Genomic DNA, 14453 nt, shown 5'->3' with positions numbered 1-14453 from the left:
CTGCTTACTTATCTAAAGAGTATGCGTTATGAAGAGAACGCACCGCAAGTTCTGCATATTTTTCACAGATGACCATGGAGACCTTTATCTCGGAAGTAGATATCATAAGTATATTTATGTTTTCATCCGCCATCGACGAGAACGCTTTTGCGGCGACTCCGGTATGCGATTTCATTCCTACGCCGACGATAGAGACTTTGCAGATATTATCATCATAAGAAACCTCTTGTATCTCGTGGGCATCAAGGAAAGTATCTACGACGCTTTTTGCATCCATTACCTCGTTTTTCGGAACGGTAAAATCAAGATTTGTCATGCCGTCATGACCTACCGTCTGGATTATCATATCTATATTCACATTGTTCTTAGCCAATTTGTTGAATATATCCGAAGCGATGCCCGGGCGGTCTTTTACGCCCATCAAAGAGATGCGAGACTGATTTTTATCCAGTGCGATACCGCTGACTAGTGGTTTTTCCATAATATTTTCTTCCTTAGTGATTAATGTTCCCTCTTCATCCGTAAAGCTTGTGCGTGTCACAAGGTTTACATTCAGCTTTTTAGCCAGCTCCACCGAACGGTTTTGTAAAACCTTGGCGCCCAGACTGGCAAGTTCAAGCATCTCGTCATAAGAGATACGGTCAAGTTTTTTGGCTTTTGGCTCGATACGCGGATCGGTGGTATAGATACCGCTGACGTCGGTATATATCTCACACAGATCGGCTTCGAGCGCGCCTGCGATGGCTACAGCCGAAAGATCGCTCCCGCCTCGTCCAAGAGTCGTCACGTTTCCGTTTTCGTCCACGCCCTGAAAACCTGCTACGACTACGATCTTGCCCGCATCGAGTTCATTGTGCATCCTTGAAGGATCGATCTTCTCGATTCTTGCTTTTGTGTGTACGGCATCCGTTACGATCCCCGCAGCACGTCCCGTCATAGACACGGCAGGCAGCCCCATCTCGTTTAACGCGATAGAGAGAAGTGCTGCAGTGACTCTTTCGCCCGAGCTGAGCAGCATATCGACTTCGTTTCTTGAAGGGTTCTTGCTAAAATGCTCGGCATAGCCTAAAAGCTTGTTCGTCTCACCGCTCATGGCCGAAACAACGACCACGACTTTATGACCCTCTTTGACTGTTTTGCTTACACGGTTTGCGACATTTTGGATCCTCTCCAAGTCTCCGACGCTAGTACCGCCAAACTTTTGTACAATTAACATTATAGATAACCCTCTGATTTAAAATATTCAATCACCTTTTTATAAACAGGTTTTTTAAAATCCGCCGTGATGTTCATCACCTCATCGAGCGAAACATATTTGTATTTTACGAACTCCGGATGTTTTGTATCTAGATTAATAGTTGCTTTCTTTTTCAGCCTCACCAAGTAATATCTTTGTGTCTGACCGTGATACGGTTTCATACGTTTTATGATATGTTTTGGAAAATCGTATGCGATCCATTCAGGATACTCGGCAATTATCTTGACATCATCGGTACCTATCTCCTCTTTCAGCTCACGGTACAGGGCCTCTTTTGGAGATTCACCCATATCGATCCCGCCTTGAGGAAACTGCCAAACATCCGCAAGATCCGAACGTTCTGCTATAAATATCTCTTTCTCTTGGGGATATTTGCTTGATACTATTATAGCTGAAACGTTTGGACGGTACGGTTTTGTGTTTGTCATAAAAAATCCTAAAGTTAATAACGCGATTATAGTAAAAAAGTAATTAAATTAATATAACTCTAGGCAACAAAAACGATCGTAAATATGTTTTTTCCTTCCAAATATGCATAATCGAGCTTAAAGCCGTGCTTTTGGACAATCTTGCTCACGATATTAAGACCTATTCCGAACCCTTTTTGTAATCGCTCCTGCTGAGTGAACGCCTGAAGATAATGTTCGAGTTCCCTGTCCAGCTCTTCGCCGCTGCTGCATATCGATATTTTTCTCTTTTGTGCTTTTATAATGACGGGTTTTGAGGTCGAATATTTCAAAGCGTTGTCTATGAGATTTTTCAGTGCCGTTGAGAGATAATGCAGATCGCCCTCTATCTCAAAGTCCTCTATCTCTACTTTTATATCGTCCTCATCTTCTATGTACAGCTTCGAAAGAGCTTCGGCAATGAGCGTTTGCGCTTTGAATCTGCCGTATTCAAGCAGATCTTCCTTGTTTAAAAGCTGCATTTGAAGGATCTCGCTTGTCAAAGTATCCAGATCGTTAAAAGCTCTTTTTATGATCTCTTTTTCTTTGGATTCCGCCACTCCTTCCAATGCAAATTTTCCTTTTGCTATAGGTGTTCTGAGCTCATGACCGACATCTCTTAAAAGCTCCTCTCTTGCGTTTATCATCTCCTCCAGACGCGAGGCCATCTCATTAAAGCTCCGTGAGACATCGCCTATCTCATCCTTTGTCTTTACGGCTGAACGCGCAAAAAGATTGCCTTTTGAAAACTGTCTCATCTTCTGGCTGATATATTTGAGAGGAGAAAGTATCTTTAGTATCACAAGATAGATAACGACCATTAATACCACGTCCAAAACAACAAGCGAATTGGTTATATAACGCTCGTTCCTGCTCTCGTCTTGAGCAGTGTCGTACAAAAGCAGCTCTTGATCCAAATACTTGATATAAAGGTAATATCTCTGAGAATATTTGATTATTTTAAGGACGCCGAAGGTGTGGGGCTGCATAAATACGATCTCTGCGTTTTTAATGATCTTGCCGTCTGTGATGATCTGAAGCCCCAGCTCTTCTATCCTTTTGTTCAGCTCGCTTTCTTGCTTATTGACAAGAGGGGTAAAAAGCTCTTTTGCACTTGTAAGATAGCTGTTTTGCTCGATAGTACGGGCTTTTTGCAAATTTGTTCTCTCTACCCACAGCGCAATAAGGCTCATGGTCACAAGACTGCTGAGAAAGAGAATGGTTATCTTTTTTTGTATAGACATTATCTATCCTGTAAATTTATACCCTATCCCCCACACGGATTTTATATATTTGGCATCTTTTGAATCATCGCCTATCTTTTGGCGGATGTTGCTTATGTGCATGTCGATCGTCCTGTTTTTTGTGTCATGATGCAATGAAGTGGAGTTGATAAGCTGCTCTCTTGAAACCACTTTATTGCGGTTTTTTAAAAGATATACGAATATCTCGAACTCCACCTTGGTAAACTCTATGGGGTAGTCTTCAAGCATCACTTCCCGGCTGGATTCATCGACCGTAAAATCGGATATTTTCAATCTATCGCTTTTTTGGGCACGTTTTAGCACCGCTTCTATGCGAAGGACAAGTTCTCTGGGTTCATACGGCTTGGCAAGATAGTCGTCCGCACCTATCTCAAAACCGTGTATCTTGTTGCCGATATCACCTCTGGCGGAGGAGATGATAACGGGAATATCGGCATAGCTTTTTAAATTCTTGCAGACATCAAAGCCGTCCATATCGGGAAGCATAAGATCTAAGATGACGATGTCGTATCTATCCGCGTTCTTTTTAAAATCTTCGATCGCGTCTTTGGGCTTTGTATAGGATACGACATCGTATCCGTAGTTGAGGAGATAGTTTGAGATGAGTTCTTGCATCTCGATCTCATCTTCTATAAGAAGTATCCGTTTATTCAACTTCCCACTCCTTCATATAGTATAAAAAAAGCTCTCTTTGTTTGGGTGTCAATATATCATGCATCTGCCGAAACATTTCCGCCTGAATATGTACGGACTCTGTTTTTAATTCTACCATCAGTCTCTTATAAGCTTTTATATCGAAATCTTTTTCTAAAAAAAGACGCTTTGTTTTCATCTCGGCAAGCTCTTTTCTTCTATGAAGCTCTTCAAGGTCTCTTTCGTTTTTAGAAAGGATTTTTGAGATTTTGTCTCTCTGCCCTTCATCCAGATGCAGGTATCCCATATCCCGCGGCATATGGAATTCATGATCCCCATGTTTATGTTTCTCCTCGCCAAAAGCAAAGGAAAAGAGCAGCAAAAAGATTAAAAACGCTTTCATTCTCATACCCCGATCTTAGGTATTTTTATATTACTGTCTTCGATAAGCCCTCTTTCTATATCAGAGTGACAGGCTTTACAGTTCGCTTTAGATTTTATCTCTTTTGAGCTGAATATATTTTTATCTATCGATTTATGCCTGTGTTTCCAATACGGAGTCTGCGTTACGGCTATGATATCTTCACTCTTTTTTAATGAGTTCAAAATATAAAACGCACTTTCTTTTGTCGAGCTTTCCGCGGAATTTTTCATCAGATAATCTCTTATAGAAACCCTTGTCTGCTCATCCAAAGAAGCATCGTCGCCAAAGTGATCATCTAAACTGTTCATCACTTTTTCCCATGATGCGCGGGACAGCAGATGCGGCGGATACAGAGTATGGCAGGAGGCGCATTCAGCTACGAATGCAGAATGCTCTTTTTCATAAGAGATCTCTTTGTGAGTGCTCTTTGTCAAAACAGAGTTAAAAAAAAGCGAATAAAAAAGCACACCCGCTGCCAGAGTAAGCGCAAAGAACGAAAACAGTTTTTGAAACAGGTTCAGCGTCACGCTAGGCGCATCAATGTTTTTATGTCCGTTTACGATCGAACCCAGAGTATCCGTTTTTTTATCTATCAGCCTGTCAAACGCCACTCCGCCCAGATGCGCAGCGATAAGTATCATCAAAAAAGTGGAGAAGAACTCATGTATCTCTTTAAAGAGTTTCATCTCTTTGAAATAGGGAGAGTTTAAAAAACCGAGTATCCCTCTTCCCTCTTGAATGCCGTATGCCAGTATTCCCGTCGCGACCGTCAAAAAGACGACGATAAGCATAGTCACCATCACAAAAGAAGCCGCAGGATTATGTCCCGCATATTTTTTATGATCGAATATGTTCAGCATGAACTCTTTTAACTCTTTAAGACTTAGAGGAAAATCCGAAAATCTTGAATACCGAGGTCCCGCAAATCCCCATACGATTCTGTATACGACAAGCACGCCTATGGCGTAACCCAGACTCGCATGGATGTTTAAAAGACTGTCTTCATCCCCGCTAAGAATGGCCGCTGCAATAAAAGCGGCGAACATCATATGAAATACGCGGGTCGGAAGACTCCAGACATATGCTTTCATCTAAGGCCTCCTTAGTCGTCCCATCTTCCGTAATTAGGGATCTTTATGGCTCTCTCGGAATAGATGCCCTTATCTGCTGTCGTATGGCATGCCGTACAGTTGGCGATACTTTTGACCTCTTTTTGTTCTATGAGGCGTTTTGGGATCTTTCTGTGCTCTTTGATAAAGTACGGAGTCTCGCTGATCCTTAGCGGAGCTTCATCTTTTGCCACGCTGTTTGACATCTTTGAAAAATGTTTTGATCTGTATTTTGAATCTCCCGCATTGCTTGTCAGATATGCGAGTATCGTTTTACGGTCTTTTGGATCAAGCGTCGCGTCCACTTCGAAGTGGTTGTCAAGGCCCTCCATCATCTTGTTCCATGAACGTTTTGGCAAGAACTCCGGCTGATACGCCATATGACATGAACCGCACTCCTTTTGATATGTTTTTTCAAATTCGTTTAAAGCTCTCTTTGGCGTGTTCGTCTGCATGTTTGTTTTACTATGCTCATAGACTCTTTTCTCGTATCTTTCATCATCATCCGCAAAAAGTACGGCTCCTCCAATGAGCGTTGCGGCGCTTAGCGCCATTATCAGATATTTTTTCATGATCTTCTCCTCTTAATAGTTTTGGATGTATGTAAGCACGTCGCCCTTTTCAAGCGCACTGCCTTCTCTGTTATAGACGTCGTTAAAGTTGCGTCTCAGCCATTTTTCCACGTTTTTTACGTCGCTAAGTCTTTTCGCGTTCGCTTTTGGCGAAAGAGGCTCTATGGCTTTTGCCGTGAACGTGTTTTCTCCCGCCTTTTTCAAGTCGCCAGTGTGGCAGCTCGCACAAGAGATGCTTTTGCCTTTTTTACCGATATGCTCGGAGGTAAATATCTTTTCTCCTCTTTTGGCGTCAAATCCGCTAAAGCCGGCATCGGCTTTTTTCGCTTCTGCTGCCAGCGTCTGCATATATCCGTCGATCGGTGCGGCAAGACCCATCACTGCAAACAGACCTAAAATCGTCAAAATCTTTTTCATAACTTTCTCCTGAAATCATCTTTACAGTCAAAATTATTCCCCAAAACAATCAAGAGGCACAGGACAGTTTCTTGACAGTTTCTTGACACATTTGGCTATAATTTCGTATGCTGCTTTATATACATATCCCTTTTTGCGATTCCAAATGCTTCTACTGTTCGTTCAACTCCTATGTCGATAAGTTTCATCTCAAAAAAAGCTATATGGACGCCCTGTACCTGCAGCTCTTTTATGAGTTAAAAAGATTCGACGTCAAAGAAAAGGAGATCGAGACCGTCTTTATAGGCGGAGGCACTCCTTCGACCGTATCCGCCGCACTTTATAAAAAGATATTCGAGCTTATAAACCCCTACATAGCGGATGATGCGGAGATAACAACAGAAGCAAATCCAAACAGCGCGACGCGTACTTGGATAGAGGAGATGAAAGAGCTCGGCATCAACCGCATAAGTTTCGGCGTTCAGAGCTTCGATGATAAAAAACTAAAGTTCTTAAACCGCGCGCACAACAGAGACGATGCCCTGCGCGCTGTAAAAGATGCCGCAGATGCAGGGATACAAAATATCTCTATCGATCTCATCTACGCCACGGTGTTAGATACCAAAGAGCTTCTGCAAGAAGACTTCAGACAGGCGTTTGAACTGCCCATCAACCATCTGAGCGCCTACGCACTGACCATAGAGGAAGGTACGCCTTTTGAGAAAAAACCCGATGCCGCGCTTGAGAAGCTCTCGCTTACAAACTTCGTCTTTGAAACCATCAAAGAAAAAGGGTTCACCCAGTATGAGATATCCAACTTCGGCAGATACCAAAGCAGACACAATCTGGGATACTGGCAATACAAAGACTACATAGGTGCGGGAAGCGGAGCCGTGGGATGCAAAAACGGAGTAAGGTACTATCCTTCAAGCGATCTGGAAGCTTACATACGCGATCCTCTGCATGCAAGAGAGGAGAAGCTCACTGCACAGGAGCAGAAAGAGGAAAAACTGTTTTTGGGTCTGCGAAGCATTGTCGGTGTCGATGAAAAGATACTCTCCGAAAAGGAGTTAAAAAGAGCACAACTGCTTGCAGATGAGAAAAAACTTGTAAAAAACGGTAATACGTTTTACAATCTTGATTATCTCTTGAGCGATGAGATATCACTATTTATCATAAACTGATAGAATATCAAAACCGAAATTCTAAACACAGTGATTGAATCGGTATAAGTGGATTTAAATCTTATTTGAGATAAAATCGGAAAATTTTTTTTATGAGGAAACAATAATGTTTGGTATGGGTTTCACTGAATTACTACTTATCGCCGTTGTAGCAATAATATTTTTAGGGCCAGATAAGCTTCCTCAAGCTATGGTAGAGATAGCAAGAACAATAAAAAAAGTAAAAAAACTCGTTGCTACGGCAAAAGATTCCCTTGAAGAGGAACTCCATCTCGCCGACATCAAAGACGAAGCGCTGGCATACAAAAAAGAGCTCACAAGCGCAGGCAATAATCTAAAAAGCATCAACCCCATAAACAACATAAAAGAAGATCTTTATGACGTAACGGTAGAAGAGTCCAAACCAAAGCCGAAACCAAAACCGAGAACCAAGAAAGAACCGGTCAAAGAAAAAGAAGAAGTCACGTTCAAGAAAAAAGAAAAAACACCCAAAGAAGAGAATGAATAATGTTTGAAGACCTAAAACCGCACCTTGCCGATCTGAGAAAAAGACTGACGATATCGGCTATTACACTTTTTGTTATGTTCATAGTCATGTTCTATTTTCACGAGCCGCTGCTTACTTGGATGACGGCACCCTTAAACAAAGCGCTTATTGACGTCGGAAGGGTATCTGCTCTTGCTGCTAATGGTATGGTAACGACCAATCAGGTCGGTGGAGCGTTCTTTGTGGCGATGAAGGTCGCCTTTTTTGCCGCGATTCTGGGCTCTCTTCCGATCATACTTGCTCAAATATGGCTTTTCGTTGCTCCGGGACTGTACGACAACGAGAAAAAGATGCTTCTGCCGTTCGTGTTCGGCGGGACTATCATGTTTGCCATCGGTGTTGCGTTTGCATACTATGTCGTCACCCCTTTTGGTTTTGATTTTCTCATCACCTTCGGTAGTTTCAAGTTTACTCCTTTAATAAACATCGAAGATTACGTAGGTTTCTTTACCAAGATCATGTTCGGTTTCGGTATCGCTTTTGAGCTTCCCGTATTTGCATACTTTTTGGCGCTTATCGGGCTTATCACCGACAAGACGCTGACATCGTTTTTCAAATATGCGATCGTCATCATCTTTATACTCGCGGCGCTGCTGACGCCTCCTGATGTCTTGACACAGCTTCTTATGGCGTTTCCTCTCATCGGATTGTACGGACTGTCGATCCTGATAGTGAAATTCGTCAATCCTGCCCCTAAAGACGATGAGGAAGAAGAAAGCGACGAAGACGAAGAGGATGATGAGGAAGAAGAAGAGGAAGAAAAAAAAGAGATTGAATAAACTCGACCCTCTTTTAACTTCCAGCTATGATTTTAAGCTCCCAGAGGAGCTTATAGCTACTCACCCCGTCGAGCCCCGCGACTCTGCCAGACTGCTTGTGTATGAAAGAGCGACCGACATGCTTACCCACACATACTTTTACGAACTTGAAAAGTTCATCCCAAAAGACGCGGCTTTGATATTCAACGACACAAAAGTCATAAAAGCGCGTCTTTACGGCACAAAAGAGAGCGGAGGCAAGGTCGAACTGCTCATAAACAGACCGCTTAACGCCGTCGAGACGAACGTCTATATACGAGGCAGAGTAAAACCCGGCACAAAGATACTCTTTGATGAAGGTCTTTATGCAAAGATCATCAGACTTCATGAAGACGGCTCACGCGATGTCCTCTTCTTTACAGAGGGCAAAGAGCTGAGATTTGAAGATCTTCTGCCCATCATCGAAAAGATAGGACATATCCCGCTTCCTCCATATATGCAGCGAGAAGATGCCAAAGAGGACGAAAAGGATTACCAAAGCGTCTTTGCCAGAAACGAGGGAGCCGTTGCGGCTCCCACCGCATCGCTTCACTTTACGCAAGAACAGCACCAAAGAGTATGCAGGACTTTTAAACACGCTTTTGTGACCCTGCATGTAGGCGCAGGGACATTTAAACCCGTCGAAGAGGAAGAGATACTAAAACATCCGATGCATAGCGAATACTACGATATCTCAGAAGAAGCGCTAAAGCTGCTCGATTCCGACACGCCTATTCTTTGTGTGGGAACGACATCGGCAAGAACGGTGGAGTACTACGTCCAACACGGCAAAAAAGCCAGAGGCGAAGCAAACCTCTTTTTGCACCCGAACAATCCGCCCCAAAGGGTGAACTATCTGCTGACGAACTTCCACCTTCCCAAATCGACGCTGCTGATGCTCGTAGCCTCTTTTGTGGGCGTGGAAAAAGCGCTTGGGCTTTATGAAGAGGCGATAAAAGAGCATTACCGTTTTTACTCCTACGGCGACGCGATGCTCATCCTTTAGATCACATACACTTTCCCGTTTCGTACGCTTATCTGACCCTCTAACTCGGCTTCGTACACCTTGTCTTGATACTTTAGCATCGCTTCGTCGTAAGTAGGAGCACCCTTGCAAAACTCTATGAACTCATCATCGGGTCTGAGTATGTTCTGAATGCCTGCGAATCGGGCGGCGAACTCGTCGATGTCGTATATCGCTTTAGCAAGACCCTTTTGCAAGAGCGAGTTCGTTCCTTTGCTCTCGCCCAGTCTGTGAGGCAGGACGTATATCTCCTTGCCCATATCAAGCGCAAACTCTACGCTTCGCATGCTTCCGCTGTCAAGATCCGCCTGGGTCACGACAAGGATTTCGCCGAGTGCGACGACCAGCTCGTTTCTTACGACAAAGCTCCACGGAGTCGCTTTAAAATCATCGTCGAACTGACTGAGCAGCAGCCCCTCTTTTTCTATGGAGGCAAGCAGTTTTTTATTGATGGCGGGATACTTGTGATCTAATCCGTTTGGCAGCACTGCAACGGTGTTTGAAGCTTTTGCACCACCGTGGGCTATGGCGTCCACGCCCATCGCTCCGCCGCTGACGATGCAGATCCCTGCACGGCTCAGTGCCTGAGAGAGCTGATGTGTCGCTGCTTTTGTATAGGGATTCGGTTTTCTGCTTCCGATGACGGATATTTTTTTACGTTTGAGCAGAGACGGGTCTCCGCTGTAAGAAAGCTTTTGGGGATAGTTCTGCATCAAAGAGAGCGCTTCGATAGCTTCTTCGATCACTCCTCTCATAGCTATGCTTTATATCTTGTTTATCTGCACCAGATCTACTTGGGAAAGTATATCTTTAGATTCGCGCAGAGCCTCTAACGTGTTTTCATGCGGGTGCCCTATGGCTATCGCGTAGCCTTTTAGTTTCGCAACTTTGACGGCTTCTCTTATCTGGCCTTTCACATAATCGACTTCCATCTTGTGGTCCAAAAAAACATCCCTTGCAATATATCTTTTTCCGTAGGCTTTCATGACTTTTGGAACCTTTGTCTCGGCTATCGTCCTGCTGTCGACGAAGTTTATATGATACTTGTTCAGAGCAAAGATCAGTCTGTTCATAGCTACTTCGTTTGAAGTAAACTTGCTTCCCGTATGGTTGTTTATGTATTTGACCCTCGGAAACAGTTTTACGATCTGATCTATCCTTTTCATGATGACCTGCTGCGAATCTCTCACTTTTAGCGTAATAGGCTCGGAAGCATGAAAATTCATAGCCTCCATAGGCAGGTGGACCATGTAAAAAGGCTCTTTTGAAGCGAGTATGGCAGAGTTTGGATGTATCGCGTTTGGCGGTAAAAAAGACATAGTGACGTTCAAGTTGAGCTTTTTGATCTCCCTGACGTCTCTTGCAAAAGAGACGTCATCGATGATGATCGCCAGTTTGGGTCTGCTCTTGACACCCTCTTTTGCTACCGCTTTGACTATCGGAGGATGTTCCAGTTGCTCGGGCGATTCTTCATACTCATGCGAAGCACCCTCCTGGGCATATCTGTTTTGTTCCTCTTTTAAAACGGTTTTGAGCCTGTCTTTTATATCCTCTTCTTGTGAGGAAGCAGTGGCTTTTTCAAGCTTTTTCAACGCTTTTAACGTCTTTTCTTTCTGCTTGGCACTGCTTATGTCGCTGTATCTCGAACCGTCTTCATATCCGAAATAATAACCGATTCCGATGGAGACTATCGACAGCAGCACCGCAACCAAAACCCAGATGAAGTTCTTTAATATCTTGTTCGTGCTGTTCTTATTTTTTGTTGTTCTTTTCTTTTTCATGAATAGCATTAAACCAAAATAGAACTAATAAAAGACTTATTATTGCATCATGCCATAGTTTTCCTGCCTTTTTGGGTAAAAGTAGGATTAAGTAAAATTTTTGTATAATCACGCGTTCCTTTCTCTTTGTATTGCACGCCGTGCAATGTATTGATATCCGAAAGGGAAACAAAAGCCTGTTACAGGCCTATATTCCAAGAGGAGACTATACTCTATGAGACATTACGAAAACTTAGTAATCGTAAAACCAACATTAACTGAAGAAGAGATCAAAAGCAGCATCGCTGCTGTCGAAGAAGTGATCACATCAAACGGCGGAGAAATTTCTGCACGCGACGCTATGGGGATCCGCAAACTTGCATACCCTATCGCTAAAAACGAGCGCGGATATTTTTACGTAATATATTATACGGTCGAACCGTCTGCGATCAGCGAGATCGAAAGACGTTTTAGAATCAACGAAGAACTTTTACGTTTCGTTACTATCAAATATGATACAAAACGCGAAGTGACGGCTTGGAACCAACTTGTCGAAAAAGTAAACAATCCTAAAAAAGCTCCTGTAAAAGAGGAAGCTGCAGCTGCTGAAGAAGTAACAGAAGAAGCGCAAGCGTAAATATTAAGAGGAAATATCCATGTTTAACAAGATCATATTGGTAGGAAACTTGACTCGTGACATCGAATTAAGATATTCACAAACAGGAATGGGTATAGCAAAAAGCGCTATAGCTACATCTCGCAAATTCTCTGCTAACGGAGAGAAGAAAGAGGAAGTATGTTTTGTAGATATCACTTTCTTTGGACGCAGTGCCGAAGTCGCAAACCAATACCTTCGCAAAGGGAGTAAGATCCTCGTAGAAGGAAGATTGACATTTGAACAATGGGTAGATCAAAACGGACAAAAACGCTCAAAGCACTCTGTTACTGTTGAAACTATGCAGATGCTCGATTCCAAAGGCGACAATAGCGGCGGAACTGCTTACTCTGCTGATGCAGATCAAGATTATACACAGCAGCAAAACTATTCTCAGCCGAATCAATCATATGGCGCTCCACAGCAAAAAAATGCTGAACAGTCATACCAGCAGCCCTCTGCACAACAAACAAGAAAAGTGATGCCTGAGCCGAATATTCCGGTAATCGACATCGATGAAGATGAAATACCGTTCTAGAAAATAATATAAGGAAAAACCTATGGCAGAAAAAAGAAAATACAAAAAAAGATTTTGTAAATATTGTGAAGCAAAAATAGACTTCATGGACTACAAAGACGTTGCATCGTTACGTTTCTCTCTTTCAGAGCGTTACAAAATTATGCCTCGTCGTCTTACAGGCAACTGTAAACGTCACCAAGATATGATATCTACAGTTATCAAACGTGCTCGTGCAGCGGCATTGGTACCATACACTGTTACTCGTAAAGCGGTCGTTACTGCACCGTTTGAGAATCTACGTTAGTAGATCCCGCGAGTGTTTTTAAACACTCGCAAACCTTACAAAACTCTTTTTAAACTTTCCTATCTTTTTATTTAAACAAAAAAATCCGATAATACATTACAATAGTTTTATTTATTATAGAGGATTATGTATGCCGTTTATGCAAAGATTACAAAGCGCTATGATATTAAAGACTTCGCTGCATCAGATGTATGAGACCAATATCGTAGAACATCCCGAAAAAAAGATATATAAAGCGATCGAACAAAACGACGTGCAAAAGATCCAGCAGATGATATATAACGGATACGATGTAGATCTTAAAAGCTCTCACCATATTCCTGCTCTCATCTATGCGACGATCCATAACAGGGTCGATTGTATAAATCTTTTTTTGCAAAACGGCGCGAATGTGAACATATCGGATAAAGACGGAAGGACAGCGCTTCATTTTGCAGTAAACCTCTGCCTTTACGAACTTGTGTATCTCTTGTTGAAATATGGAGCTTCCCCCGATCAAAAGGATGAAAAGTCCCGCAGCGCTCTTGATTACGCTTTGAACTATAAAGACAAAAAAAGTATCAAACTCTTACAGACGACCGAACAGATACCAGTGCACAGCAGCAATCTGCTTACATGCGTAAAAAACGCAAACCTCTATGATCTTTCAAGAAACCTAAAACACAGGAATGTACTTTTTGAAAAGAACAGCATAGGCCAAAGCCTCTTGCACGCGGCCGTGCTGAGCGGCGATATAAAAATGATGAACTACCTGTGCAACAAAGGTTTAAACATAGATGAAAGGGATATTAACCAAAACACGCCGCTGATATATGCCATCTTAAACTCGACCTCTTTGCATACTGTCGAATTTTTATGCAAAAAAGGCGCAGAGATCGACATAAAGAACAGACATGGACAATCGCCTTTATTGGTATCCATAAAATACGGTTTTGACGAAATTGCCGACTATCTCATAGAGACGGGTGCCAATGTGAACATTGTCGAAAACGTCAATACCTCTTTAACGCTGTGCCATTTTGCCATCTACACATACAGGGACAAAGCGGACAAATTCAGAGAGATACAGACAAAACTTATCGCCAAAGGCGCGACGGTCGACATGAGTATCAACAAACTGGGCTGGACGCCGCTAATGCACTGCTGCATACAAAAAGAAACCTCTATGATAAAGGATCATTTCGAAATACTGATCCAGCTCGGCGCAAACCTGAACAAGACGGATATAAACGGAAGAACTCCTCTCATGCTTGCGACATCGGTGGGCAACAGCCACTTTTTGCAGCGGATTATCGAAAACTATGCAGATATCGACAGGACGGACAATTTCGGATGGAGTGCACTTATATTTGCGGTATATTATTCACAAAGAGATGTCGTAAAAGGACTTCTTGTCGCGGGTGCCAACAGCAACATAGTGACAAATAACGGACAATCGGCTTTGCAAATAGCAACGCAGCAGCAAAATCTTGATCTCGTCAACCTGCTCAAAGACTACGGCGCATACGAACACAACAAATAAGGAATAATATTTGCTATTTGAATCTAAAAAAGATTTA

General features: G+C 42.8%; 18 protein-coding genes. 8 read left to right on the top strand and 10 right to left on the bottom strand.

The genetic code is table 11. The features are described from left to right. Positions 1 to 4 precede the first annotated feature (4 nt). Genes WCY03_RS03495 through WCY03_RS03460 form a run of 8 tightly spaced genes read right to left on the bottom strand, consistent with a single transcriptional unit; the run spans position 5 to position 6124 of the window. Positions 5 to 1216 carry an aspartate kinase gene (locus WCY03_RS03495; RefSeq protein ID WP_345993608.1) on the bottom strand — a complete coding sequence of 404 codons (1212 nt, stop codon included), beginning with the start codon at positions 1214 to 1216 and terminating at the stop codon, positions 5 to 7. Next, the gene (locus tag WCY03_RS03490; RefSeq protein WP_345993607.1) at positions 1216 to 1686 is read right to left on the bottom strand and encodes an RNA pyrophosphohydrolase; all 471 of its coding nucleotides are present in this window, start codon (positions 1684 to 1686) and stop codon (positions 1216 to 1218) included. The genes WCY03_RS03495 and WCY03_RS03490 overlap by 1 nt, the downstream gene beginning before the upstream one ends. 59 nt (positions 1687 to 1745) lie before the next feature. After that, complete coding sequence (locus tag WCY03_RS03485) at positions 1746 to 2948, bottom strand: ArsS family sensor histidine kinase (protein ID WP_345993606.1); 1203 nt, start codon at positions 2946 to 2948, stop codon at positions 1746 to 1748. A gap of 3 nt (positions 2949 to 2951) precedes the next feature. Further along, on the bottom strand, positions 2952 to 3623 hold the full coding sequence (locus WCY03_RS03480) for a response regulator transcription factor (protein ID WP_345993605.1): 672 nt from the start codon (positions 3621 to 3623) through the stop codon (positions 2952 to 2954). Then, complete coding sequence (locus WCY03_RS03475) at positions 3616 to 4005, bottom strand: periplasmic heavy metal sensor (protein WP_345993604.1); 390 nt, start codon at positions 4003 to 4005, stop codon at positions 3616 to 3618. The genes WCY03_RS03480 and WCY03_RS03475 overlap by 8 nt, the downstream gene beginning before the upstream one ends. 2 nt (positions 4006 to 4007) lie before the next feature. Further along, positions 4008 to 5117, bottom strand: coding sequence for a cytochrome b/b6 domain-containing protein (locus WCY03_RS03470; RefSeq protein ID WP_345993603.1), 1110 nt, complete (start codon positions 5115 to 5117; stop codon positions 4008 to 4010). Positions 5118 to 5128: 11 nt separating this feature from the next. Beyond that, positions 5129 to 5707: a diheme cytochrome c gene (locus tag WCY03_RS03465; protein ID WP_345993602.1), complete on the bottom strand. Its 579-nt coding sequence runs from the start codon at positions 5705 to 5707 to the stop codon at positions 5129 to 5131. 12 nt (positions 5708 to 5719) lie between these two features. Next, positions 5720 to 6124, bottom strand: coding sequence for a DUF1924 domain-containing protein (locus WCY03_RS03460; protein WP_345993601.1), 405 nt, complete (start codon positions 6122 to 6124; stop codon positions 5720 to 5722). Positions 6125 to 6231: 107 nt separating this feature from the next. Between WCY03_RS03460 and hemW the strand changes: the two genes are divergently transcribed. The 4 genes from hemW to queA all read left to right on the top strand — a co-directional run bounded on the left by hemW (position 6232) and on the right by queA (position 9637). Further along, positions 6232 to 7287: a radical SAM family heme chaperone HemW gene (gene hemW / locus WCY03_RS03455; RefSeq protein WP_345993600.1), complete on the top strand. Its 1056-nt coding sequence runs from the start codon at positions 6232 to 6234 to the stop codon at positions 7285 to 7287. Between the two features lie 106 nt (positions 7288 to 7393). Continuing rightward, positions 7394 to 7795 carry a Sec-independent protein translocase protein TatB gene (tatB, locus tag WCY03_RS03450; RefSeq protein WP_345993599.1) on the top strand — a complete coding sequence of 134 codons (402 nt, stop codon included), beginning with the start codon at positions 7394 to 7396 and terminating at the stop codon, positions 7793 to 7795. After that, the gene (gene tatC / locus WCY03_RS03445; protein ID WP_345993598.1) at positions 7795 to 8613 is read left to right on the top strand and encodes a twin-arginine translocase subunit TatC; all 819 of its coding nucleotides are present in this window, start codon (positions 7795 to 7797) and stop codon (positions 8611 to 8613) included. The genes tatB and tatC overlap by 1 nt, the downstream gene beginning before the upstream one ends. After that, complete coding sequence (queA, locus tag WCY03_RS03440; RefSeq protein ID WP_345993597.1) at positions 8573 to 9637, top strand: tRNA preQ1(34) S-adenosylmethionine ribosyltransferase-isomerase QueA; 1065 nt, start codon at positions 8573 to 8575, stop codon at positions 9635 to 9637. The genes tatC and queA overlap by 41 nt, the downstream gene beginning before the upstream one ends. On the opposite strand, the gene WCY03_RS03435 is transcribed toward queA, so the two are convergent. Both WCY03_RS03435 and WCY03_RS03430 read right to left on the bottom strand, forming a co-directional pair. After that, positions 9634 to 10410 carry a DNA-processing protein DprA gene (locus tag WCY03_RS03435; protein ID WP_345993596.1) on the bottom strand — a complete coding sequence of 259 codons (777 nt, stop codon included), beginning with the start codon at positions 10408 to 10410 and terminating at the stop codon, positions 9634 to 9636. The genes queA and WCY03_RS03435 overlap by 4 nt on opposite strands. Positions 10411 to 10419: 9 nt before the next feature. Beyond that, positions 10420 to 11436, bottom strand: coding sequence for a divergent polysaccharide deacetylase family protein (locus tag WCY03_RS03430; protein WP_345993595.1), 1017 nt, complete (start codon positions 11434 to 11436; stop codon positions 10420 to 10422). A 214-nt stretch (positions 11437 to 11650) separates the two neighbouring features. Here WCY03_RS03430 and rpsF point away from each other — a divergent pair, with 214 nt between their 5' ends. From rpsF to WCY03_RS03410, 4 genes are all read left to right on the top strand, one after another. After that, positions 11651 to 12052, top strand: a complete 402-nt coding sequence (gene rpsF / locus WCY03_RS03425; protein ID WP_345993594.1) for a 30S ribosomal protein S6 — start codon at positions 11651 to 11653, stop codon at positions 12050 to 12052. Between the two features lie 19 nt (positions 12053 to 12071). Continuing rightward, the gene (locus tag WCY03_RS03420; protein ID WP_345993593.1) at positions 12072 to 12608 is read left to right on the top strand and encodes a single-stranded DNA-binding protein; all 537 of its coding nucleotides are present in this window, start codon (positions 12072 to 12074) and stop codon (positions 12606 to 12608) included. A gap of 22 nt (positions 12609 to 12630) precedes the next feature. After that, complete coding sequence (gene rpsR / locus WCY03_RS03415; RefSeq protein WP_345993592.1) at positions 12631 to 12894, top strand: 30S ribosomal protein S18; 264 nt, start codon at positions 12631 to 12633, stop codon at positions 12892 to 12894. Between the two features lie 130 nt (positions 12895 to 13024). Next, complete coding sequence (locus WCY03_RS03410; RefSeq protein WP_345993591.1) at positions 13025 to 14416, top strand: ankyrin repeat domain-containing protein; 1392 nt, start codon at positions 13025 to 13027, stop codon at positions 14414 to 14416. The last annotated feature ends 37 nt before the right edge of the window (positions 14417 to 14453 follow it).

Origin of the sequence: Sulfurimonas sp. HSL-1716, assembly GCF_039645975.1 — a bacterium.
Taxonomy (GTDB): Bacteria; Campylobacterota; Campylobacteria; order Campylobacterales; family Sulfurimonadaceae; genus Hydrocurvibacter; species Hydrocurvibacter sulfurireducens.
Note: the sequence above shows the minus strand (reverse complement) of the source record. Positions and strands in the feature narration are given on the sequence as shown.